Origin of the sequence: Enterococcus sp. CR-Ec1 (assembly GCF_002850555.1) — a bacterium.
Lineage (GTDB): Bacteria > Bacillota > Bacilli > Lactobacillales > Enterococcaceae > Enterococcus_D > Enterococcus_D entomosocium.
On the sequence record NZ_CP025223.1, the window covers coordinates 1292172 to 1314916 of the forward strand.

General features: G+C 41.8%; 18 protein-coding genes. 17 read left to right on the forward strand and 1 reads right to left on the reverse strand.

Features of this window, described 5'->3' with window-relative positions; translation table 11 throughout:
* Positions 1–92: 92 nt before the first annotated feature.
* The 6 genes from CXM95_RS06230 to lepB all read left to right on the forward strand — a co-directional run bounded on the left by CXM95_RS06230 (position 93) and on the right by lepB (position 4549).
* Positions 93–1079 carry an SGNH/GDSL hydrolase family protein gene (locus tag CXM95_RS06230; RefSeq protein WP_101698922.1) on the forward strand — a complete coding sequence of 329 codons (987 nt, stop codon included), beginning with the start codon at positions 93–95 and terminating at the stop codon, positions 1077–1079.
* Complete coding sequence (locus CXM95_RS06235) at positions 1076–1726, forward strand: YpmS family protein (RefSeq protein WP_005236869.1); 651 nt, start codon at positions 1076–1078, stop codon at positions 1724–1726. The genes CXM95_RS06230 and CXM95_RS06235 overlap by 4 nt, the downstream gene beginning before the upstream one ends.
* Positions 1726–2247, forward strand: coding sequence for a peptide-methionine (S)-S-oxide reductase MsrA (gene msrA, locus CXM95_RS06240; protein WP_008379644.1), 522 nt, complete (start codon positions 1726–1728; stop codon positions 2245–2247). The genes CXM95_RS06235 and msrA overlap by 1 nt, the downstream gene beginning before the upstream one ends.
* Positions 2240–2461, forward strand: a complete 222-nt coding sequence (locus CXM95_RS06245; protein ID WP_005236867.1) for a YozE family protein — start codon at positions 2240–2242, stop codon at positions 2459–2461. The genes msrA and CXM95_RS06245 overlap by 8 nt, the downstream gene beginning before the upstream one ends.
* Before the next feature lie 76 nt (positions 2462–2537).
* Positions 2538–3968 (forward strand): S41 family peptidase, encoded by a 1431-nt coding sequence (locus CXM95_RS06250; RefSeq protein ID WP_086299603.1) that lies wholly within the window; start codon positions 2538–2540, stop codon positions 3966–3968.
* Between the two features lie 32 nt (positions 3969–4000).
* The gene (gene lepB / locus CXM95_RS06255; RefSeq protein WP_086299602.1) at positions 4001–4549 is read left to right on the forward strand and encodes a signal peptidase I; all 549 of its coding nucleotides are present in this window, start codon (positions 4001–4003) and stop codon (positions 4547–4549) included.
* A 133-nt stretch (positions 4550–4682) separates the two neighbouring features.
* Here lepB and CXM95_RS06260 read toward each other — a convergent pair whose 3' ends face one another.
* Positions 4683–6176 carry a helix-turn-helix domain-containing protein gene (locus CXM95_RS06260; RefSeq protein ID WP_086372724.1) on the reverse strand — a complete coding sequence of 498 codons (1494 nt, stop codon included), beginning with the start codon at positions 6174–6176 and terminating at the stop codon, positions 4683–4685.
* A gap of 343 nt (positions 6177–6519) precedes the next feature.
* Between CXM95_RS06260 and CXM95_RS06265 the strand changes: the two genes are divergently transcribed.
* The 11 genes from CXM95_RS06265 to xerC all read left to right on the forward strand — a co-directional run bounded on the left by CXM95_RS06265 (position 6520) and on the right by xerC (position 22742).
* Positions 6520–10095 carry a SpaA isopeptide-forming pilin-related protein gene (locus tag CXM95_RS06265; RefSeq protein ID WP_086372725.1) on the forward strand — a complete coding sequence of 1192 codons (3576 nt, stop codon included), beginning with the start codon at positions 6520–6522 and terminating at the stop codon, positions 10093–10095.
* A gap of 54 nt (positions 10096–10149) precedes the next feature.
* Complete coding sequence (locus tag CXM95_RS06270; RefSeq protein ID WP_086299599.1) at positions 10150–12021, forward strand: SpaH/EbpB family LPXTG-anchored major pilin; 1872 nt, start codon at positions 10150–10152, stop codon at positions 12019–12021.
* Between the two features lie 22 nt (positions 12022–12043).
* Positions 12044–12949, forward strand: a complete 906-nt coding sequence (locus CXM95_RS06275) for a class C sortase (RefSeq protein ID WP_086299598.1) — start codon at positions 12044–12046, stop codon at positions 12947–12949.
* Between the two features lie 426 nt (positions 12950–13375).
* Positions 13376–14242, forward strand: a complete 867-nt coding sequence (gene ylqF, locus CXM95_RS06285) for a ribosome biogenesis GTPase YlqF (protein ID WP_005229614.1) — start codon at positions 13376–13378, stop codon at positions 14240–14242.
* Positions 14226–14990, forward strand: coding sequence for a ribonuclease HII (locus tag CXM95_RS06290; RefSeq protein ID WP_016621295.1), 765 nt, complete (start codon positions 14226–14228; stop codon positions 14988–14990). The genes ylqF and CXM95_RS06290 overlap by 17 nt, the downstream gene beginning before the upstream one ends.
* Before the next feature lie 68 nt (positions 14991–15058).
* On the forward strand, positions 15059–15937 hold the full coding sequence (gene dprA / locus CXM95_RS06295) for a DNA-processing protein DprA (RefSeq protein WP_008379662.1): 879 nt from the start codon (positions 15059–15061) through the stop codon (positions 15935–15937).
* A gap of 142 nt (positions 15938–16079) precedes the next feature.
* A complete protein-coding gene (topA, locus tag CXM95_RS06300; protein WP_101698923.1) occupies positions 16080–18158 on the forward strand; it encodes a type I DNA topoisomerase in 2079 nt (692 codons plus the stop codon).
* A gap of 152 nt (positions 18159–18310) precedes the next feature.
* Positions 18311–19612: an FADH(2)-oxidizing methylenetetrahydrofolate--tRNA-(uracil(54)-C(5))-methyltransferase TrmFO gene (trmFO, locus tag CXM95_RS06305; protein ID WP_086372726.1), complete on the forward strand. Its 1302-nt coding sequence runs from the start codon at positions 18311–18313 to the stop codon at positions 19610–19612.
* Between the two features lie 119 nt (positions 19613–19731).
* Positions 19732–20157 carry a hypothetical protein gene (locus tag CXM95_RS06310; protein WP_008379668.1) on the forward strand — a complete coding sequence of 142 codons (426 nt, stop codon included), beginning with the start codon at positions 19732–19734 and terminating at the stop codon, positions 20155–20157.
* A gap of 13 nt (positions 20158–20170) precedes the next feature.
* Positions 20171–21607 (forward strand): flotillin family protein, encoded by a 1437-nt coding sequence (locus CXM95_RS06315; protein WP_005236824.1) that lies wholly within the window; start codon positions 20171–20173, stop codon positions 21605–21607.
* Positions 21608–21803: 196 nt separating this feature from the next.
* Positions 21804–22742: a tyrosine recombinase XerC gene (xerC, locus tag CXM95_RS06320; RefSeq protein ID WP_086299594.1), complete on the forward strand. Its 939-nt coding sequence runs from the start codon at positions 21804–21806 to the stop codon at positions 22740–22742.
* Positions 22743–22745: the final 3 nt, after the last annotated feature.

Genomic DNA, 22745 nt, shown 5'->3' on the forward strand with positions numbered 1-22745 from the left:
CTGTTTTCTTTCTTAAGTTTGAAGGATTGCGACTAGGAATTTTATGAGAATTTTGTTAAAATAGCAAAGATTACAAAGGAGTTTGAATACCTGTGAAATGGAAGAAATTAGTAACTTATCTACTCGTTGTGGGATTGATAGCTATTGGAACTAGCTTACTGTTTCATTTTACTGTTCCCAAAGCCCAACCATTGCTGACCCCTGTGGACAAGCTAGCAGCCAATGATTCGAAAAAATCCGCCATTGATTATCTCGCTCTTGGGGATTCCTTGACAGAAGGGGTTGGTGATGAAACAGCTCGTGGTGGCTTTGTGCCAATTTTGGCTGGGGATCTAGAGGATCGCTATGATTTGAGCAATTTGGTAACTAAAAATTATGGGGTCGCTGGTGAAAGAAGCGATCAGATTTTAAAGCGAGTGAAAAACGATGAAGACTTACGCCAAGATCTTAGTCAAGCGGATTTGATTACCTTGACTGTCGGCGGTAACGACGTACTAAAAGTGATTCAGAGCAATTTCTTCGGCTTGAGCATTGAGACGTTTACGGAACCGATGGAAGATTACCAGGAACGTTTAAAAGACTTATTTGCTCAAATCCGCGATTTGAATAGTGATGCACCAATCTATGTCTTGGGCATCTACAATCCATTTTATCTGAATTTCCCAGAAATCACGGATATGCAGACGATCATTGATAACTGGAATAAACAAACGGAAACGTTCGTCAATCAGCAAGACAATGCCTTTTTTATTCCTATCAACGATTTGCTCTATAAAGGGTTAAGTGATGAGGTCGGTATTGCTGATACAGAAGAAGGAGAATCAGAGAAAACTGCCGAATCATCGGACACAGAACGCTTATCTGATTCATCGACGACAGCTTCGGACGAATCACAAAGCAGTACTTCAACGACAACTGACTCATCGCAAACTGTCGGGAATAATATCACAAACAATGTTTTGTATGAAGGCGATCGCTTCCATCCCAATAATCTTGGGTATCAACTGATGGCGAATGCCGTTCGCGATGAAGTGATCAAAACGCAAAATTATTGGTTGCTAGAGGAGGAAGCAAAATGAAACCAAGCGAATCAACGAAGCAGCCGGAAAAAACAGCTGCAACGAAAAAAAAATCGATCAACTACTGGAAAATTGCTTTTCTAGTGTTGGTCGGTATCCTTTTAGGCACAACGGTTTTCTTTGCTTCAAGAATTTTTCAACAGCGAGAAACCGGCTTAAATGAAAGTGCTGAACTTGTTCAACGGGAGGGCAGTCCTGTTCTGACCGTTAACAGCAACAAGAGCCAGGTCAACCAATTGATTGATTTTTATCTGTCAGATTTTCAAAAAGATCAAGAGGTCAAGTATAATTTTGAGCTAAGAAATGAGGCATTGTTGACGGGAGAGTTTCAAGTATTAGGATTTCCTATCACCTTCTATCTCTATTTTGATCCTTACGTGACCGAAGAAGGTAACGTTCAATTGAAAGCCAAAAGCTTATCAATCGGCACCTTGGATCTGCCCACCAGTGAAGTAATGAAAATGATCAAACGTAGTTTTAAATTTCCTGACTGGATCGATGTCAATGCCGATGAACAAATCATTTTGATACGTTTGGATCAATTCCGTATGCAAAATGGCTTGTTTATCAAAGCCAACAAAATCAATCTTGTGGATGATGAAATTCAAATGAGTTTATATTTACCAGCTGAAACGGAGGATGAATAATGGAACGAGCAATTTTTGCCGGTGGGTGCTTTTGGTGTATGATCCAACCCTTTGATGAATTAGAAGGGGTGCATTCAATTTTTTCCGGCTATACCGCAGGACATACCGAAAATCCAACCTATGAAGAAGTCAAAAGCCATCAAACAGGGCATACTGAAGCAGTGGAAATCATTTTTGATCCTGAAAAAATCAGTTATGAAGACCTTTTGACGATCTATTGGCAGCAAACGGATCCGACAGATGCTTTTGGTCAATTTGAAGATCGCGGCGACAATTATCGTCCGGCTATCTTCTATTTTAATGAAGAGCAGCGGAAAAAAGCCGAAGCCAGCAAAGAGGCGCTTCAGGCTTCCGGTCGATTTACCGATCCGATCGTGACCACGATCGAACCAGCCCAACCTTTTTATTTAGCGGAAGAAGAGCACCAAGAGTATTATAAAAAGAATCCTGAGAATTTTGCTCGCAATCATGCCCGTAGAGCAGCCTTTTTAGAAAATCATTGGGAGCAAGAACATGCGTAAAAGTTTTTATACCTATTTAATGGCAGTCAAAGGACCGAGTCATACAGATGAGGCCCAGATCTTTGCTACTCATGCAAGTCATGATATCCAGTTTCCGAAGCACAGCGATGACTATGATGAAGTCTCTTCTTATCTGGAACTAAATGTTGATTATTTGCCATCCATGGATATTTTTGATCGTATCTGGGCAGAGTATCTCGAAAATAACAAATAAAAAAACGATTCTTCGTTTTGTATGGTTGCATAAAATCCGCAGAACGGAGCTGTTTTTTCTCAGAGAGGTGTTGTGAATGAAAGGTTTAACGACGAGCCGATATATCGTTTCTCTCGTTTGTGTCGCAATTTTGTCAGGAGGCGGTGTCTATTTATGGCAAACGGCTCAGCAAAATCAGCAGACGACGCAACCGGTGACAGAAACGACCACAGAAGCCAGCGGAATGGAGAAAATCCAGTCGCTATATGACCAAATCCTTGCGAATTATTACCAAGAAGTTGATGAGGATGCCTTGATAGAAGGTGCCCTTCAAGGGATGACTGATGCGCTAGATGATCCTTATACGACGTATTTGAACCAATCAGATGCGGATAACTTAGAACAATCACTTTCTGGAAGTTTTGAAGGGATTGGTGCTACCTTGTCAATCGTTGAAGACTATCCAGAAGTCGCACAAGCGCCGATAAAAAATACGCCTGCTGAAAAAAGTGGTCTGCGGATCAATGACCGAATCGTCAAGGTAGACGGTGAAGATACGCAAGGACAGGAATTATCTGAAGTTGTGGGAAAGATTCGTGGTGAAAAAGGGACGAAAGTCACCTTAACGATTCAACGTGATCAGGACACCTTTGATGTGGAGATCACTCGTGATGTGATCCCAATCGAAACAGTCCATGGAGAAATTGCTGAAAATAATGACACAATCGGTCGTATCGATATTACTTCCTTTGGTGAAAACACAGCAGCTGAGTTGAAAGAAACCATCACCGAACTGCGAGAAGCCGGCGCAAAGTCGTTTGTTTTGGATTTAAGACAAAATCCTGGCGGATTGCTGGACCAAGTACAGATCATGGCAAGTATGTTTTTAGAAAACGGCCAAACGATCGTGAAGTTTGCCAACAATCAAGGGGTGGTCAGTGAGACCAAAGCGAGCGAAGCATTGGATGAAGGATTCAAAGTCACAGAACCGGTCGTTGTTTTAGTCGACGGCGGCAGTGCCTCTGCATCGGAAATTTTTGCCGCAGCCTTGCAAGAATCAGCGGATATCCCAGTTGTTGGTACAGAAACCTTCGGCAAGGGAACCGTTCAGAACGTGAAGGATCTGGGGGATAATAGTGAATTAAAAATGACGGTCATGAAATGGCTGACACCGGATGAAAATTGGGTCAATGATCAAGGTGTGATGCCGGATTATGAAGAGGACTATCCAGAGTATGCGTATTTCCCGCCATTACCACGGGACAATGCCTTAAAAGCTGGACAATCATCAACGGCAGTCAATAACCTAAATCAATTTCTTAAAGCGTTAGGGTATGCCACTAGTGGTGATACCTTCAATGATGAGACGACAGCAGCAGTGAAGACTTTTCAAGAGGCTCATGATTTAAAAGTGACTGGGGAAGTCGATGCAGACACTGCCCAAGCGATCGAAAAAGAAGTAACGGAGAAACTCAAAGCAGAGGACCCAGCATATTTAAAAGCACTGTCCTTGCTTTCTGAAGAATAAACTAAGTGAAAAATTGGAGAGGAGGCAGACGTGTGGAGGCGAAAAAATTCTGGGTTGATCGTTTTTGGCTAGTAGTGAAATATGCGTTAATTGCTTTTGCAACAGCATTCTTGATTCGGGCATTCTTGTTGATCCCAGTTCCTGTTGAAGGAAATTCGATGGAAGGAACCTTAAAACAAGGAGACATGGTGGTCATTGAGAAGATTTCGCCAATCCAACGTTTTGATGTCGTTGTTTTCCAGTTGCCGGATGGTTCGACCTATATCAAGCGGGTGATTGGCTTACCGGGTGAGTCAGTGAAATATGTCAATGATCAGCTTTACATTGATGATGAACCGGTAGATGAAGATTTTCTAGTGAAGAACCGCAGCAATGATCACGAGTCTGTCTCTTACACCAATGACTTTGATTTGGAATCTTTATTAGGTGTTGAGAAATTAGGGAAAGATAGTTACTTTGTCATTGGAGACAATCGACGTGCCTCCAAAGATAGCCGTTCCTTTGGACCAATATCAGGAGAGGCCATTTTAGGCAATGCTCGTTTTGTTTATTATCCATTGACTCATATTCGATTGATTTAGTCTGTGTAAAATCAATAAATAATTAAATAATGAATCCCCCCTTGGAATTATCCGTTGATTCCAAGGGGGGATTTTGTCTAGCTTTTTATTCTTTTTCCAAAGGGAAATGGTTAGCATCGAAAGAAGCGTTTGTTTAGTCACTAATTGCTGTTAATTTTTTTATTTTTTCATTAAAAGCATTCGATAGTTTCTGACATAAATTCGTTTCAAAATCACGATAGCGACAAAAATCAATGATTGCCGAGTTTTCTTCGGTTGTAAAAGGGGGTAAAAGCTGTGGTGAGCTCAAAATATAAAAGTCAAAAGGTTCTTCAGTTGGCAGCGTGATCCGTTCAATTTCAACGTAGGGCAACCGTTCACATATATTAAAAACTTCCATGGAAACCAAGTAGTTAGATACATAGACAAAAGCAACTTTAAGTTTATATTTTTGTTCCTTTTCAATGTAAATGGGATAAAGCAAACAGGCTTGATAAAAAGCAAGATCGGTATAACAGGTTTTTAACCACTCATAACCTTTACGATTTGCTATTTTACGCCAAAAACTTTGAATGGTATTTGTCAAAATCGTATGTAATGGGTATTTATCCTTAATGACATTTGCTTCGAAAAAATTCGAAAGGGGGACTTTTTGCTTAAATATACAGAACTTCAACAACGTAAGATATGTATTCATATAAAGGAACGACTGATGGTCGAAGTCAAAATCACAGAGAAATTTTTGGCAATGTTCTTCAAACTCAGTCATCAGCTCTTTTAATTCTAGCTTTTCGTGATTGTAACAATCCGTTACAATCGGAAGACGCACATCTTTGGCAGAAGTCAGCATCGGCCAGTAATAAAAAAGAAAGAACAAAGAATTGATCTCAAGAATGTCTATTGCTGAATCAATGATCATAAAGAAAGCAGAGAAGAAATCAAGCTTTTCACCACTGGGGATAAATGATCGGTTCGTTAACTGATAAAGATTTGTCTTGTGACCATCCTTTAAACGAAACAGACAAATCTTGCAATGAAGTAAGGCTTCTTTTTTGCCAATTTCATACTTGCTTTTGTATTTCGTTCCTTCATAGGTAACAAAAAGCTCTTCGATCTCTTGGTCAAAGGCCTTCACCAAACTATCCCCTAAAGAAATGTGCCAGATAAAATTAAACAATAAGATGCGAATCACCATCTCTGAACCGATAAGCGTCATGGCGGATTGATTTAAGGTTACGTTGAATTCCTTTAAATGATCCTGAAGCTTTTTAGTTTGTCGGAAACAAGTCGAACGACTGATATAGTTTCTTTGGCAAAATGCCAGCAAACTTTCATCTTGATTGGTCAAGATACTTAACAACATTTTATAAGAAATACTTTCTTGGGCTAAAAACTGCTGATATTGATTGTATTCAATCAAATTTTTAGGGAGACTAAGGGTGTTTTTATGTAATGAAAGATTTACTGGGGAGAGGTTTTGCAGGTCCTCTTGGATCGAGGAAAGTAAACTTTTCAATCTCGTTGCACTTAAATGGGTCAGATTTTTCACGAACTCTATGTTGTATTCACCCGGAGCAATTGATAGTAGTTTTCCGTAGAGTCCGATTTTGTCTAATGCTCGGGTATCTAAGAGTATTTTTTCAATCAAATGATCACCTTCTTATTTTATTAATAACTTATTTATATTACTGTGTAAAGACACGTCTCAAAACTTTTGCTTTTTTTTAGAAAAACTGAGACAAATTTTTGCCAGAGCTGTCTCATAAAGAACAAAAATAGAAATCGCATGTGAAAAACGCTAGTTTTTTTTAGTTATTAAATAACGTTGGTTAATTGGTTCCGCTTTGAAATAAAAAACTTTTTTTATTTATGAATAACTACAGATGCGTAAATTTTTCCTGTTTTTCAGAAAATAAAAAAAAGAGGTGTCTTTCGCTTCTTTCTTGTATCATCAGCTTGTAATTTTTGATTCTTTGAAAGGAGGTCTTTTTATGTTTTTGACAAAGAGACACCACTGGTTCTCTTTCATTTTCTGTATGTTAGGGGGGATATTATTTTTCATTTATTCGAGTTTGCAAACAAATGGGACAGCAAGTGCACAAGAAGAAAATACGATCGCTATTACCGAAACGGAGCAGATCAAGCTGACAGGTCAACGGGAGGGCAATCAATTTACTTTACGATATCAGCTATCACAAAAAAACAAACAGCAACGCATCTGGCTGCAATTATATGCACTTGATGAAACAAAAGAACAACCGCTAACGAAAACGAACAACAAAGAGGTGGTTTTTATTGAGGATGAATCCGCGCAGTCTTGGCTAACAACACAAGACTTCTTGCAAACACCCTGTGAACAAGAAGTAACGTTTCAACTACCTAGTGAAACAAAAAAACTGAAGTTGGCGATTCAGATTGAAGAATATGATCACGAAAATCAAGAATCGCACAAATTGGCGTCTTTGGATGAATTGATAGTTGACATTCCGCTTGCGACAGAATCTGCTTCCTCAGATAGGGTGGAAGTCAGCTCAACTGATTCACAAGCTGCAGAAACCGGCACGGAGTCAACTTCGGAACAAGTGTCGAATGAAGACTCAAAAGGTGTTTCGAATGAAGAAACGCAGGAAGAGACAAAGGAAACAGGAACAACGACAAGTTCTTCTGAAGACGAAACACTCATTGAACCGTTTAAACAAGAACGTCTTTATCAAAAAACGACCGTTTCACAGGCTTTTGCTTCGATTGAACCAGATTATACGACAGACCAGAATGGAACCTATCCCACAGCTAGTTGGAAAATCGATGAAAAGAGCAATGTCTTAAATCATCAGGGGAACAAAGATGCAGGCGAAACCTGGGATGGCGTAGCTACATGGAATGGTGATCCAGAAAATTTGACCAACTCGTATATTGAGTATGGTGGTGTGGGAGATGAAGCGGATTTTGCTTTACGGAAATTTGCAAAAGAGACGAATACTCCAGGACTGTTTGATGTCTACCTAAATGTACGAGGGAATGTTCAACGCCAAATTGATCCGATCGATGTTGTGTTGGTAGTGGATTGGTCAGGGAGTATGAATGAGATGGGACGCATCACTGAAGTAAAAAAAGGTGTGGATCGCTTTTTGAATCAAATTGAAGGAAGCGGCATTCAAGACAGTGTCTACATGGGCTATGTCGGTTATTCCAGTGATGGTAACAATTACCAAAACAAAACCTGCCAGTTAGGAAAATTTTCTGAAGTCAAAGAGACGATCCGAACGATGACGCCAGAAACAGCAGCTGGGGGGACCTTTACCCAAAGAGGGCTACGCCAAGCTGGGGATATGCTATCAACGCAAAATGGACATAAGAAAGTCATCGTTTTGCTAACAGATGGCGTGCCGACCTACAGTTATCATGTGTCCAAAGTGCATACACAAGCAGATGGTAGTTATTATGGAACCGCCTTTTCTCTTTCTCAAGACCAGCCGATGAATACTTCACATCTCTACAACGGGTATTTTGCATCTGATCAGTACGGTAACTCTAAATGGATCAACAATACGTTTGTCGCCACGATCGGTGAGGCGATGGCGTTAAAAGAGCGCGGGATTGAGATTCACGGATTGGGGATTCAACTGCAAGGGGATCAAACAGCTGGGTATACAAAGGACGATGTTGAGAACAAAATGAGACAGATGGTTTCTGCTGATGAAGAGGGGCATCTTTATTATGAGTCAGCCAATGAAGCAGCGGATATTGCCGACTATCTCGAGAAAAAAGCCCTTCATATTTCGGCGACAGTCACTGATGGAGAGATTACTGACCCCATTTCGCAGCCATTTTTATACGAAGAAAATAGCTTGTCCATCAAAAGTGTCGGGTCTGCTGTTCTAACGGTGCAGCCTGAGGTCACGATATCTGACAATACACTCAATGCTTCTGGTCTTTATTTAGGCGAAGGACAGGAACTGCAAATTCATTATCAAGTGCGGATTCAAACGGAAGCAGCGGATTTTAAACCAGATACTTGGTATCAAATGAATGGAGAAACGGTGTTTTATCCGAATCATCAGTCCGATCAAAAGGCATTGTTTGGTGTGCCATCTGCCAAAGCAGCTGGGAAGGAGTTGACGATCAAAAAAGTCTGGGAGGAATACGATGGCGATACGTCAAGTCGCCCAGAATCTGTCTATTTTGAAATAAGCAGAAGCCCAGTTACTAGCAAGGAGAGCTGGCAAACAGGATATCTCAAACTTACTGAGACCGATGCACAAGATCAGACAAGTTGGGAACGAAGCAAGGTTTCCGCGGTTTCTGAAAAGGATGGAACGGATTACGAAGAAACCCGTCTACTGCCGCTTTATAACAATCAAGGAGAAACGTTTAATTATCAAGTCACAAATGAACTGGCAGTATCAGGCTACGAGTCGACAAGAGTGGACGTTTCTACATGGAAAAACACAAAGACGTTTGTGCCCCTCGCATTAAATCTGATCAAAAAATCCGCTGTAGGAGAGGTGAAGCTGACAGGTGCTGTTTTTGAATTGACGGGCGCTGGAAAGACAGTAACCCTTGTGGATCAAGGGGATGGAACGTACGGGCTGCCAGCAGATACTACGTTGCAAAAAAGTCAGACGTATCGTTTAAAGGAAGTCACTGCACCGGCGGGACATCATTTGGCTAAGCAAACAGAGTGGCTGATCCATATTGATGAGCAAGGGCATGCGACGATTGATGGACAACCTGTCACACTGGTCGAGCATACGATTATCCTGGAGATTACCAATCCGTTTACAGAAATTCCAGTCGCTATTCGAAAATATACGTTGCAAAATGAGCAGCAAGTATTGTTAGCAGGCGCTGTCTTTTCTCTTCAACAAAAAACAGCAGGAGGGGATTATCAAGAAATCGCCTCAGAAACGTCGGATGATGTTGGGATGGCTGAATTTACGATCCTTGAGCCTGGCGCTTATCGTATCTCAGAAACAGCCGGTCCGCTCGGATATGATACGGTTGCCGGTGACTATGAATTTGTCGTTGGTACAGACGGAAAAATCCAGTATCAAGGGGAAAATGTCGACGGGGATGCCAACTGTTGGACCCTTACCCATGGCAATCAGTTAAAACCTTTTGATTTGGTGGTCAATAAACAGGATGAACTGGGACAAGCACTTGAGGGGGCAAAATTCCGGCTAAGTGGAAACGGACGGACTGTCGAACTGCCTGAAAACGGAGAAGCACTAGCGGTATTTCACTTCCAAGATCTCACACCCGGCAGCTATACCTTGGAAGAAACTGGTACACCCGCAGGCTATGCAGGTTTAACAGCACCTGTCCAAATCAAGATTGAAGAGGATGGTCAGGTCTTTATCGATGAAGAACGACTACCGAATCTTCTTGTTTCTGGAGAAAAGAACAATCAAATAGAATTGATCGTAACCAATCAAGTGAAAGTGTCTCTTCCTGAAACCGGAGGGAATTGGCATGGATGGATGGTCATTCTTTCAGCAAGTCTGCTAGTCCTTTTAGCTGGTAGCTATTTGCACGTTAAGCGCAAAGATAAGTCTTCATTAAAGTAATTTTTCCATTAGCGAATGAAAAACGAAAAAAAATTTAGAAGAGAGGAAAGAACAATGAAAAAGATTTTTAATCATACGAAAATGGTTTGTCTCCTATTTTTACTTTTGCCATTTGTCTTTTTTGGAACAAAAAATCAGCAAGTGTCTGCAGAGAGCAATTTGGCACAGATCCATCTCCATAAAAAGAAAATGGTCAATCTGCCAGGTTCATTGATTCAAAATAGTGGGACTGAGATGGAAGAGTTTGATCAATACCAAGGCTTAGCCGATGTCACTTTTTCTGTCTATGATGTGACAGCAGCATTTTATGAAAAACGATCTGCAGGGGCATCCGTTGAAGAAGCCAAGCGTCAAGTTCAAACCTTGACGTCTGGTTCCCCTATAGCTAGCGGGAAAACAGATGCAGCCGGTGATTTGGTTTTTGAATTGCCGAAAAAACAAGCCGATCGGGATGCAGTTTACACCATTGTAGAAGCCCCTAAAGACGGCGTTACCACTGCTGAGAATATGGTGATCGCCTTTCCCGTATATGAAATGATCCAACAAGCTGATGGCTCATATGTTTATGGAGAAGAAGAGCTAGACACGATCCATCTTTATCCGAAAAATATCGTCACAAATGAAGGAATGCTCCTTGTGAATAAGCGAGGAACGGGGGAAAACGAACCACTGAATGATGCGGAATTTGTTGTTTCAAAGCAAGAAGGACGCGAAAATACCAAGAAATACATTTTAAGTGCAGCCGATGGACTTTATACATGGACAACTGACAAACAGGCAGCGTACCGTTTTTTGACAGGCAAACAATATGCTGCTGGAGACGCTGGTATCGATGTGAGTGAGAACCAAAAAGGACAGCTAAAGATTGCGCAACTAGAAACAGGCGCCTATCAATTAGAGGAAACGAAAGCCCCAAGTCAAGCCGCCTTAATCGAGGAAGAAAGAATCAAGGATTTCTCGATTGATTCAGGAAGTAACGTTACTGTTGAGCTAACAATCAAGAATGACACAACAAATGTTACAAAAACAACACCACAATTAGACGGCAAAGACGTAGAGATCGGCGAAAGAATCCAATATCACCTAACAGTCAATATCCCATCAGGTATTCAAGATAAAGTAGGATCAGAAAACAAATACAAACATTTTCAATTGATCGATGCCCATGATCCAGCATTAACTTTTGAAAATACAGCTGAAGGAGAAACGGGCTATGCGTTGTATGATGGAGAGCAGAAAATCGATGCGACGAATTACCAAGTAACGGAAAAAGAGCATGGCTTTACGGTAACTATCAATCCAGAATTCGTGCCGCAATTAACGCCGGGAAATCAATTGCGCTTTGTGTATTATATGTATTTAAATGAACAGGCTATGCCTATCAATGGCTTTACGAATGAAGCAAATGTAGAAACGGATTTCATGACGGATCAAACGCCTCCAAGCGTGGAAGTTTTGACAGGGGGCAAACGGTTCTTAAAAGTCGATGGGGCTGTGACCGCTACCGAAGCATTGGCAGATGCAGTTTTTGTTGTACGGGATCAAGACCGTGATGATGCCAACTACCTGAAAATCGAAGAAGGAACCAAACAGGTATCTTGGGTGCAAACAGCGGATGAAGCGACGAAATTTACCACAGGGACAGATGGATTAGTTGATATCATCGGGTTAAAATTTGGCACCTACTATTTGGAAGAAGTAAAAGCACCAAAAAATTATGTACTGCTAACAAATCGCATCGCTTTTGAAGTACATGAAACGTCTTATGGAACGAAAGAGCAATTGGGAGATCCAGAAAAAGTCCCTAACCGCCGCAAAGGAACCTTACCGGCAACTGGTGGTGCCGGCACGTATTTAATGGGCGCCATCGGAGTGGTGATCGTTGGTTTAGCTGGGTGTTATTTTGTTAAACGGAAAAAAGGGTAAGTAAATGAGATGAAAATGCACGATGACAATCAAAAGGAAAAGAAATGGCACGAAAGTACCTACTCAAAAAGTGACTTTGTTGGATGTTCTAATGGGTATTCTGCTGCTGCTAGGTGTTCTGATCATCAGTTATCCTTTTGTAAGTAATCAGCTCAACACCTTTTTGGATCAACAGTTGATCAGCTACTACCAAAGCCAAGCTAAAAAAATGAGTGAAATAGAAAAACAACAAAAAAGGAACCAGTTGGAACGAGTAAATCAAGAGCTGGCACAGCATCCCAGCAATCCTGGAATCAAAGAAACGCAAGATTTATCAGAAACAAGGGACTCAGAATCAGGCGATACACCTGATTACTATGAACGACATACGATCGGCGTTTTAAAGATCCCCGTGATTGGTGTCGCTCTCCCGATTTTTGATCAAACCACCGATACGTTGTTAAAAAGAGGAGCAACATTATTGGAGGGCGCTTCGTATCCAATAGGTGGTGAAGATACCCATGCAGTTCTGTGCGGACACCGTGGGTTAACGAGTGCAACCCTCTTTACGGATCTGCCTAAGCTGCAGATCGGCGATGAGTTTTATATCGAAACGTTTGATGATACGTTGGCGTATCAAATAGATCAGATTAAAACGGTCGCCCCTGATGATACCGAAGCACTAAAAATTGTCAAAGGCAGTGATTATGTCACCTTACTAACCTGCACACCCTATATGGTCAATAGCCATCGTTTATTGGTTCGCGGCAAAAGGGTTCCTTACAATGAAGAAAATGAAACAAATGCCGCAAAAAAAGCAAACCAGCAGGATTTGTGGGTGCTGCTAGTTGTAAGCACCACACTATTACTACTCCTGCTGGTGATTAGCAGAATCAAAAGAAAAAAACAGCATGATTTGATCACTCTCAGTGATAAGAAGCAAAGATAGCAGGTTTTCCTCTAGATCCACTAGAAAATGACTTGTTAACCTTACTCAGAACGAAACATGTCGTGTGAAATATGGTACAATAACGAAGATAAAAGGTAGTAAAAAACAGTCGGTCTAATGGTAAAGGTGTCAGAAAAAAGGAAGAATGAGTGGGTAGACAAGCTTTTTTTCAACCACTTCCCCAAAATTAAAAAGCGAGAAAGCGCGTATGACGCATGAGAATCGCGCTGAAAGCTTTACCTATGCACGAGGTTGGAACAAGAACATTGTCCTAAAGCAATTTTTGCAAAATGCCCAGTGTGACTAGTTTCTCTGATGGTTTTAGAGCAAATAGTCCTCGTTCTTGTTAGGTATATACTGCATGGATTTAGACACTACTGTCTTTTTTTACCAATTCGAAGAAGTACCAAGGAGGAAAACGTTCAAATGACCATTCAATGGTTTCCAGGCCATATGGCGAAAGCCAGACGTGAAGTAAGTGAGAAATTAAAATTCGTGGATATCGTTTTTGAACTCGTGGACGCACGCTTGCCGATCTCATCCCGCAACCCCATGCTGGACCAATTATTACAGCAAAAACCACGATTGATCTTGATCAATAAAGCGGATTTAGCAGATCCCGTTCAAACCAAAAAATGGGAGCATTATTTCCAAGCACAAGGCTATTTAGCCTTGGCGATCAACGCCCAAGACAATCAAGGCGTCAAAGCCATTGTCCCGACGGCTAAGCAAGTCTTGAAGGAAAAAATCGCTCGTGACAAAGCCAGAGGATTGAAGCCCCGTGCGATTCGAGCGATGGTGATTGGCATTCCGAATGTCGGAAAATCAACCTTGATGAACCGTTTAGTAGGGAAGAAAATTGCTCAGACGGGTAATAAACCCGGCGTGACCAAAGGACAGCAATGGCTGCGTTTTGGGACTGATCTAGAGCTGCTAGATACGCCTGGGATCTTATGGCCAAAATTTGAAGATCCTGAGATTGGTAAAAAATTGGCATTGACGGGGGCTATTAAAGATCAGCTGATCCATTTGGATGATATCGCATTGTATGGACTTGATTTTTTTGCCCGCTATTATCCTGAAAGAATCGCCAATCGTTACCAACTAAAGGCGGAGGAAGAGGCGTTGTTAGCGCCGGACCTGTTGATGAAAATCACTGAAAAACGTGGGTATAAAGATAACTATGATCGAGGAAGCGAGCTTGTTGTCTTTGACATTCGGCAAGGAAAATTAGGCCGTTATACACTAGATCGAGTGGAGGAAATGGAAAGCCAAGATGAAACAACCGATTAAGACAATCAAAGAGCGATTATTTGATCCAACCTTTAATGACCCGGCATTTTTGCAGGAATTGCTAGCAGATGAACGCGCAGGGGTCCAAAAGCTGTTGCAACGATATGAGAAACAATTAGTCAAACAGCAGCTATTGCAGGAAAAATACGAAGAAATGATGCGTTTTGAAAACGAAGCATTTCAACAAGGCGCCCGTTTTATCGCCGGTTTAGATGAAGTGGGGCGCGGACCTTTAGCAGGACCCGTGGTGTCAGCTGCGGTGATTCTGCCTAAAGAATGCCAGATTTTGGGGTTAAATGATTCAAAACAGCTTTCTGCGAAGAAAAGAGAAGAACTGTTTATCGAAATTCAAAATAAAGCCGTTGCTGTCGGTATCGGTGTGGTTAGTCCTGAAGAAATCGATCGGATAAATATCTATCAAGCGAGCCGCCTGGCGATGAAAGAAGCTTTGATCGACTTAGCGGTCAAGCCGGAACATTTGCTCATTGATGCGATGACCATCGAGACCGACATCCCTCAACAAAGCTTGATCAAAGGCGATGCCCGCTCCATTTCGATTGCCGCAGCAAGTATCATTGCCAAAGTCTATCGTGACAATTTAATGAAAGATTTTCATGATGTGTATCCTTTTTATGGGTTTGATCAAAATGCTGGGTATGGGACCAAAGTTCATTTAGAAGGGTTAGCTGCCCATGGAATTTGCCCTATTCATCGAAAAACCTTTGCCCCAGTTAAACAATACCTATAAATTTCATCCATCCCTCTTTTTTTAGCGAATCTTATAAGTAAGATCACTAAGAAAAGAGGGCTTTGTTTATGAAATATCAACAAGCAACAGATTTTGAAAAACAGTTGATAAAACTGTACTACTGTCAGGGAATCGGTCTGCAAGGTTGCTGGAAGATTATTTGGCATTGGCTGGAAACAAAAGAAATGCGTTGTTCGTTGGAAGAGATGATTGCCATCGGCGTCCTTCCACAGCATAGGACGGTCTTTCGCCGATCGTGGGAGCAAATGACAGAAGAGCATATCACACAAAAGATGGGGGGACAAAACTACCTCACCTTCTTTTCAGCGGAGTATCCGATGCTTTTAAGACAAATTGCGGACCCACCATTATTACTATTTTACGAAGGAAATCTGCAATTGTTGCAAACGCCCATGATTGGATTTGTCGGCGCAAGAACAGCTTCTCGCTACGCGCGTAAAGTTTGCGAAAAGCTGATCCCGCCTTTAGTGACAGAAAACTATACGATCGTCAGTGGATTAGCAAATGGCGTCGACAGTTTTGCCCATGAATCAGCCATCAGAAATCGGGGACAAACCATTGCCGTGATTGCTTCTGGTTTGGAACATTGTTATCCTACTTCTGCGTATCCGTTGTTCCAGCAGATTCGTCAAGAACATCTAGTACTGAGTGAATATTCTCACGACACCAAACCGCAAAGACATCACTTCCCCTTACGCAATCGCATCATTGCCGGTATTTCAAAAGCGATCTGTGTGATTGAAGCTAAAGAAAGAAGCGGTTCTTTGATTACGGCACAATTAGCAATGGAAAATGGCCGAGAAGTTTTTGCAGTGCCTGGTGAAATGATTTCCGATCAGTCAAAAGGTTGTCACCACTTGATTCAAGATGGCGCAAAATGTACGATTAGTGTGTCAGATATTTTACAGGAGTTAGCCTTTTTTTGATTTTTCCAATCAACCTTCCTTGACAAACCTTTTCTTGAAAGCTATGATAAGCTACGATTTGTATGTTTCATCTGCATACGATAGGTTCACTGATTGATAGAATATAATAGTAGGAAAAATTCAGGAAGGAGCCATTCTTTATATGGCATATAAATATTTAGTAATCGTGGAATCGCCGGCAAAGGCGAAAACCATTGAAAAATACCTTGGACGAAATTACAAAGTCGTCGCAAGTGTCGGTCATATTCGTGATCTTCCTAAAAGTAAAATGGGAATTGATGTCGAAAATGACTACGAACCGCATTACATTTCGATCCGTGGCAAGGGCGATGTGATCAAAAGTCTCCGCTCAGCTGCGAAAAAAGCCGAAAAAGTCTACCTCGCAAGTGACCCGGATAGAGAAGGAGAAGCTATTGCGTGGCATTTAGCTTTTCTACTAGGGTTAGATTTAAAAGATAAAAACCGAGTCGTCTTTAATGAGATCACTAAGGATGCGGTCAAGGCAGCTTTCAAAGAACCAAGAACGATCGATGTAGATCTCGTTGACGCTCAACAAGCGCGCCGGATTTTAGATCGATTGGTGGGGTATTCATTGAGCCCGATCCTTTGGCGTAAAGTGAAAAAAGGCTTGAGTGCTGGCCGTGTTCAATCGGTGGCGCTTAAGATTGTTATAGATCGTGAAAAAGAGATCCGTGATTTTGTTCCTGAAGAATATTGGAGCATCGATGGGAACTTTAAAAAAGCCACGAAAAAATTCAAAGCCAATTTTTGGGGCCTAGATGGCAAAAAGAAAAAATTACCGAATGCTGAAAGCATAAAAGAAATCACCGATCGTCTTTCTAGTAAAGAGTTTCAAGTGACGAAGGTTGAAAAGAAAGAACGCAAACGCAACCCGGCGGCACCGTTTACCACCAGTAGCTTGCAACAAGAAGCAGCCCGTAAACTGAACTTTCGAACGCGGAAAACCATGATGGTCGCACAGCAGCTCTATGAAGGGATCGCTCTTGGTAAACAAGGAACCGTTGGTTTGATCACCTATATGCGTACCGATTCGACCCGAATCGCAGACACAGCCAAAGGCGAAGCGGCCGAATTTATTGAAAGTACTTATGGTTCAGAGTTCTCGGCGCACGGTGGCAAAAAACGCGCGAATGCACAAGGGGCACAAGATGCCCATGAAGCGGTAAGACCAACAAGTGTGATGCGTACGCCAGAAGCCATGGAGAAATTCTTAGACAAAGACCAACTGAAACTGTATCGCTTGATCTGGTCTCGCTTTGTGGCTAGTCAAATGACGCCGGCGATTTTGGATACAATGAAAGTTACCTTGGATCAAAATGGTGTCATCTTTATTGCCAATGGTTCAAAGATCAAATTTAAAGGGTTTATGCAGGTCTATGTGGAAGGGCGCGATGATGGCAAAGAAGACAAAGAGAACATTTTGCCAGAGTTAGTTGAAGGAGATGTGGTCCAATCCGTATCGATCGAACCAAAACAGCATTTCACTCAACCACCTGCCCGCTACAGTGAGGCCACCTTGATCAAAACCCTTGAAGAGAACGGTGTGGGTCGTCCTTCAACTTATGCACCAACGTTGGAAACAATCCAACGACGTTATTATGTGAAATTGACACAAAAACGTTTTGAGCCAACTGAACTTGGTGAGATCGTCAATTCATTGATCGAGGAATTCTTCCCGCAAATCGTTGATATGCATTTTACTGCTGAAATGGAAAATAGCTTGGATAGCATTGAAGCTGGGAAAGAAGAATGGGTCAAAGTCGTCGATCAATTCTACCGTCCCTTTGAAAAAGAATTGACGACCGCAGAAGAAAGTATCGAAAAAATCCAAATCAAAGACGAACCTGCAGGCTTTGACTGTGACCTTTGTGGCCATCCAATGGTGATCAAATTAGGTCGCTACGGAAAATTTTATGCCTGCAGCAATTTCCCTGACTGTCGCAACACGAAACCAATCGTCAAAGAAATCGGCGTTGAGTGCCCGGTCTGTCACCAAGGCCAAGTTGTTGAACGCAAATCGAAAAAAAATCGGTTGTTTTATGGATGTACCCGCTATCCGGACTGTGACTTTACTTCTTGGGACAAACCTGTAGGCCGTAATTGTCCGAAATGTGATAATTACTTAGTCGAGAAGAAAGTCAAAGGCGGCAAGCAAGTCGTGTGTATCAATGGGGACTATGAAGAAAATGTGCAAAAATAACTAACAGGATTCCCTGTTAAAAAAAGAATCGGCGCATTCTTTTGAACGGTCAGCCTCGATGTTGGCTGACAAAAGAAAGTGCCGGTCCTTTTGATTAATACAAGCAGTTTCTTATGAGAAGAGGCGAGCTTTTGAAATAAAAGGAGAGCACTATGAAAGAAATCAATGTTATTGGTGCCGGTTTAGCCGGAAGCGAAGCTGCTTGGCAAGCAGCGCAAGCAGGTGTCGCAGTAAAGCTTTATGAAATGCGTCCTAAGAAATCGACAGAAGCCCATCATACAAATAATTTTGCTGAACTTGTTTGTACGAATTCACTTCGGGGCAACAACTTAACGAATGCGGTCGGTGTTTTGAAAGAAGAAATGCGCCGCTTAGATTCAGTCATTATTACCTCTGCAGACAAAACAGCTGTTCCAGCAGGTGGTGCTTTAGCTGTGGATCGTGATGATTTTTCAGAGTTAGTCACCAAACGTGTCAAAGAACATCCTTTAGTCACTGTCATCGAAGAGGAGATCACTGAAATTCCAGAAGGGATTACCGTGATTGCAACTGGACCTTTGACTTCTGAACCTTTATCAAAAGCGATCCAAGCTTTTAACGGATCAGAAGGATTTTATTTCTATGACGCAGCAGCACCGATTATCGATAAATCCACCATCAATATGGATAAAGTTTATTTGAAATCACGCTACGACAAAGGCGAAGCAGCCTATCTGAACTGTCCAATGAACGAAGAGGAGTTTTATGCGTTTCGTGAAGCTTTAGTCAATGCGGAAGTGGCCCCTTTGAAAGAATTCGAAAAAGAAAAATTTTTTGAAGGATGTATGCCAATCGAAGTTATGGCTGGCCGTGGACCGAAAACCATGTTGTTTGGTCCGATGAAACCAGTTGGATTGGAAGATCCGAAAACCGGCAAACGTCCCTACGCAGTGATTCAGTTGCGTCAAGACAATGCGGCTGCTTCTCTTTACAACATCGTTGGTTTTCAAACACATTTAAAATGGGGCGAGCAAAAACGGGTTTTCCGTATGATCCCTGGTTTGGAAGAGGCAGAATTTGTGCGCTACGGCGTGATGCATCGGAATAGTTTTATGAATTCACCAGAGTTGTTACAACAAACGTACCAATCGAAAAAACGTGAAGACCTCTTTTTTGCTGGTCAGATGACAGGCGTTGAAGGGTATGTTGAAAGTGCAGCCAGTGGATTGATGGCCGGGATCAACGCTGCCAAACTTGCAAAAGGGGAAGCGCCGATCATTATGCCACAAGAGACGACAATTGGCAGTATGGCGTATTATATCACTCATGCAGAAGGCAAACACTTCCAACCGATGAATGCCAACTTTGGTTTGCTGCCAGAACTTCCAGAACGAATCAGAGATAAAAAATCTCGTTATGAAGCATTGGCAAACCGGGCATTAACTGCCTTAGAAGAAGCCAAAGAACAACTATAAGAGCGATGAGTCATCACCTTCTTACTAATAAATGGTAAGAAGGTTTTTTTTTAATTTGTCTTGAAACTTTAATCAAGGTGACTTATGATAGACAGTAACAATGACAGAAGGTGGTGAAGATGGTGATTGGAGAATGGATTCATTTGATTCAAAACTATTTACAGCGTTTTCCTACAGTAATTCAATTTTTAGGATGGCTGATCCTTTTGGTCGGGGTCATTTTCGTTGTCTTTGTTTTATTTAGTTTGCTGTTAGGTCCCATTATGTGGCTTTACAATCGCATCACAGACAAAAACCGCAGCAATGTCATTAGTCGCAATGATTTTGTGATCGGTGAACTGACGGAAAAGATTGTCGGAGATACAATCGGCGAAGTCATGGAGATAGGGAGTCAAGGTGCACGTTCTGTTTATCCTGCACGTTTTTTTCGGGAAGAAGATCGTGAAAACAATGTTCGATTGCCAGTCGGAACCAAAGTCATCATTGTCGATTTTGATAAAAAAGGGATCGCGTTGGTGGTGGAAAGTAAAAATTTTATAGAATAGGAAGTGTTACGTTATGGTGGATACAGGATCAGCAGTAGATTTTTTAAGTAATCCGATTTTATGGGGTGTTGTCCTCGTTGTTTTATTGATCGCTTTTTTGATGATACGCTATCGCATTGGGAAACCCGATGAAGCATTGATTGTTACGGGGTCGTTTTTAGGAAAAGAAGGCATCAAAATCTTAAAAAACAGTGGGACGTTTGTGATTCCTATTGTTCAAAAAGCCCATAAATTAAGTTTATTGACCCACAAGTTAGAGATTGGGACACCAGAAGTTTATACGGAACAAGGCGTACCGATCAAAGCCAGTGCGACGGTGCTTGTAAAGGTCGGCAACAGTACCGAGTCGATCAAGACAGCTGCTGAGCAATACTTAGGCAAATCCACAGGTGAATTGGAAGATGAAGCCCAAGAAGTCTTAGAAGGTCACTTACGGGCGATTCTAGGAACGATGACGGTAGAAGCCATCTATAAAAACCGCGATGATTTTGCGGAACAAGTGCAAGAAGTTGCCTCTACGGACTTGAAGAAAATGGGGTTGGAGATCGTTTCGTTTACGATCAAAGATGTCAGCGACAGCAATGGCTACTTGGATGCGTTAGGACGCCCTCAGATTGCTGAAGTGAAAAAAAATGCCGAAGTAGCGGAATCCAATGCCTTAAGAGAAACTCGAATCAAGCAAGCTGAGAATGAGCAATTGGCACAGCATGAAGAGATCCGTCGCCAAACAGAAATCGCAGAAGCGACAAAAGATATGGCATTGAAACAAGCACAATACAAACAAGAACGCGAAGTTGCGGATGCGAAAGCGGAACAGATCGCGGTCGGCGAACAAATGAAAGTTCAATTGATCGAACAAGAAAAAAATATCGAGATTCAAGAAAAACAAGCGGAATTGACGGAAAAAGAATTGAATGCAACTGTCCGTAAAAAAGCCGAAGCGGATAAATATGTGGTTGAACAAAACGCTTTAGCAGACAAAGCAAGAGAAATCGCACGAGCACAAGCGGAAGCGGAAAAAGTCAAATTAGCTGCCCAAGCAGAAGCCGAACGAATTGAAAAACTAGGTAGTGCCGACGCGGAACGGATCGCAAAAGTCGGTCAAGCCGAAGCGGAAAGCCGTGAAAAGATGGCGATTGCTTTGACCAAACTGAACGAAGCTGGTATTTTGATGGAGTTCATCAAAGTGCTGCCTGAAATCGCGAAAGAGGTCAATGCACCACTGAGCAATATTGATAAAGTGGTTAGCTTTGGCGGCAATGATGGTCTTCAATCAATGGGGGAAGCTGGTTTAGCGCGAACCTTTGATACGATCAAAGAGACAACCGGATTAGACTTAGTTGGGTTAATCAATGACACGATGTCCACAAAACAAGGAAACAAAGAGCTAGTTCAGGCTGTATCTGAAAGCACTGGTTCGCATCAGCCAACAACTGATCCAATCGAATAAAAGCAAATAAGTGGAAACGTATCAGTCCCTCTTTCTTTTGAGGAGAGGGACTGGTACGTTTTTCTGGCGCATTTAACGGATCTTTCTGAACAAAGATAAGAATCTTACGTAGATTCTTAGAAAGTTTTCACAATTATGTCTAAACTTTGAAATATTGATTAAATTCTGACAATTCATTTGTTTTTTTTTGTGGTCTATGCTAAAGTTATTTCGAATCATGAAAAGGGGGGTTAATTTGCAAACAGATCAGTTTCAAGAAGAGTTTTTTCGTTATCTTATTGTTGAAAGAGGGTATTCGGAAAAGACAAAAAAAGCGTATAAAGAAGATATGGGCGATTTTTTTCACTTCTTAAAAGAGTCTGGCAATGAAGACCCATTAGCAGTGGAATACCGCGATGTTCGCGTCTATTTAAGCTATTTGACGGAACGAGAGTACAGCCGTAATTCCATCAGTCGTAAAATGGCTAGTTTGCGATCTTTTTATCAGTTTCTAACCAAGCATGAGATCGTCAAAGAGAATCCTTTCGCCTACATTCATTTAAAAAAGAAAAACGCCAAATTGCCGCGTTTTTTTTATGAGAAGGAAATGGATGCTCTCTTTCAAAGTGTTGCTGGCGATGAGCCACTACAACAGCGCAATCAAGCATTGTTAGAAGTCCTTTATGGTTCAGGTTTGCGGGTCAGTGAGTGCAGCAGTCTCACACTGGGGGCAATCGATTGGGAAAGCGGCGTATTACTGATCCATGGGAAGGGGAATAAGGATCGCTATGTTCCTTTCGGTAGTTACGCACAAGCAGCAGTCAAACGCTATCTTTCCTCAGGACGCAAACAGCTGATGGAAAAGCAGAACAAGGAACACGAGATCCTTTTCGTGAATCATCTTGGTGACGGGATCACTGCAACTGGGATCGAATATGTTTTGAATCAAATCATTCGAAAAAGCAGTTTAGACAGTAAAATCCATCCTCATATGCTTCGGCATACGTTTGCAACCCATTTATTAAACAACGGCGCCGATATGCGGACCGTTCAAGAACTGTTGGGGCATGCCAATCTATCGACGACACAGATTTATGCGCATGTCACCAAAGACAGTTTACAAAAAAATTATCGCCAATTTCATCCACGCGCGTAAAAT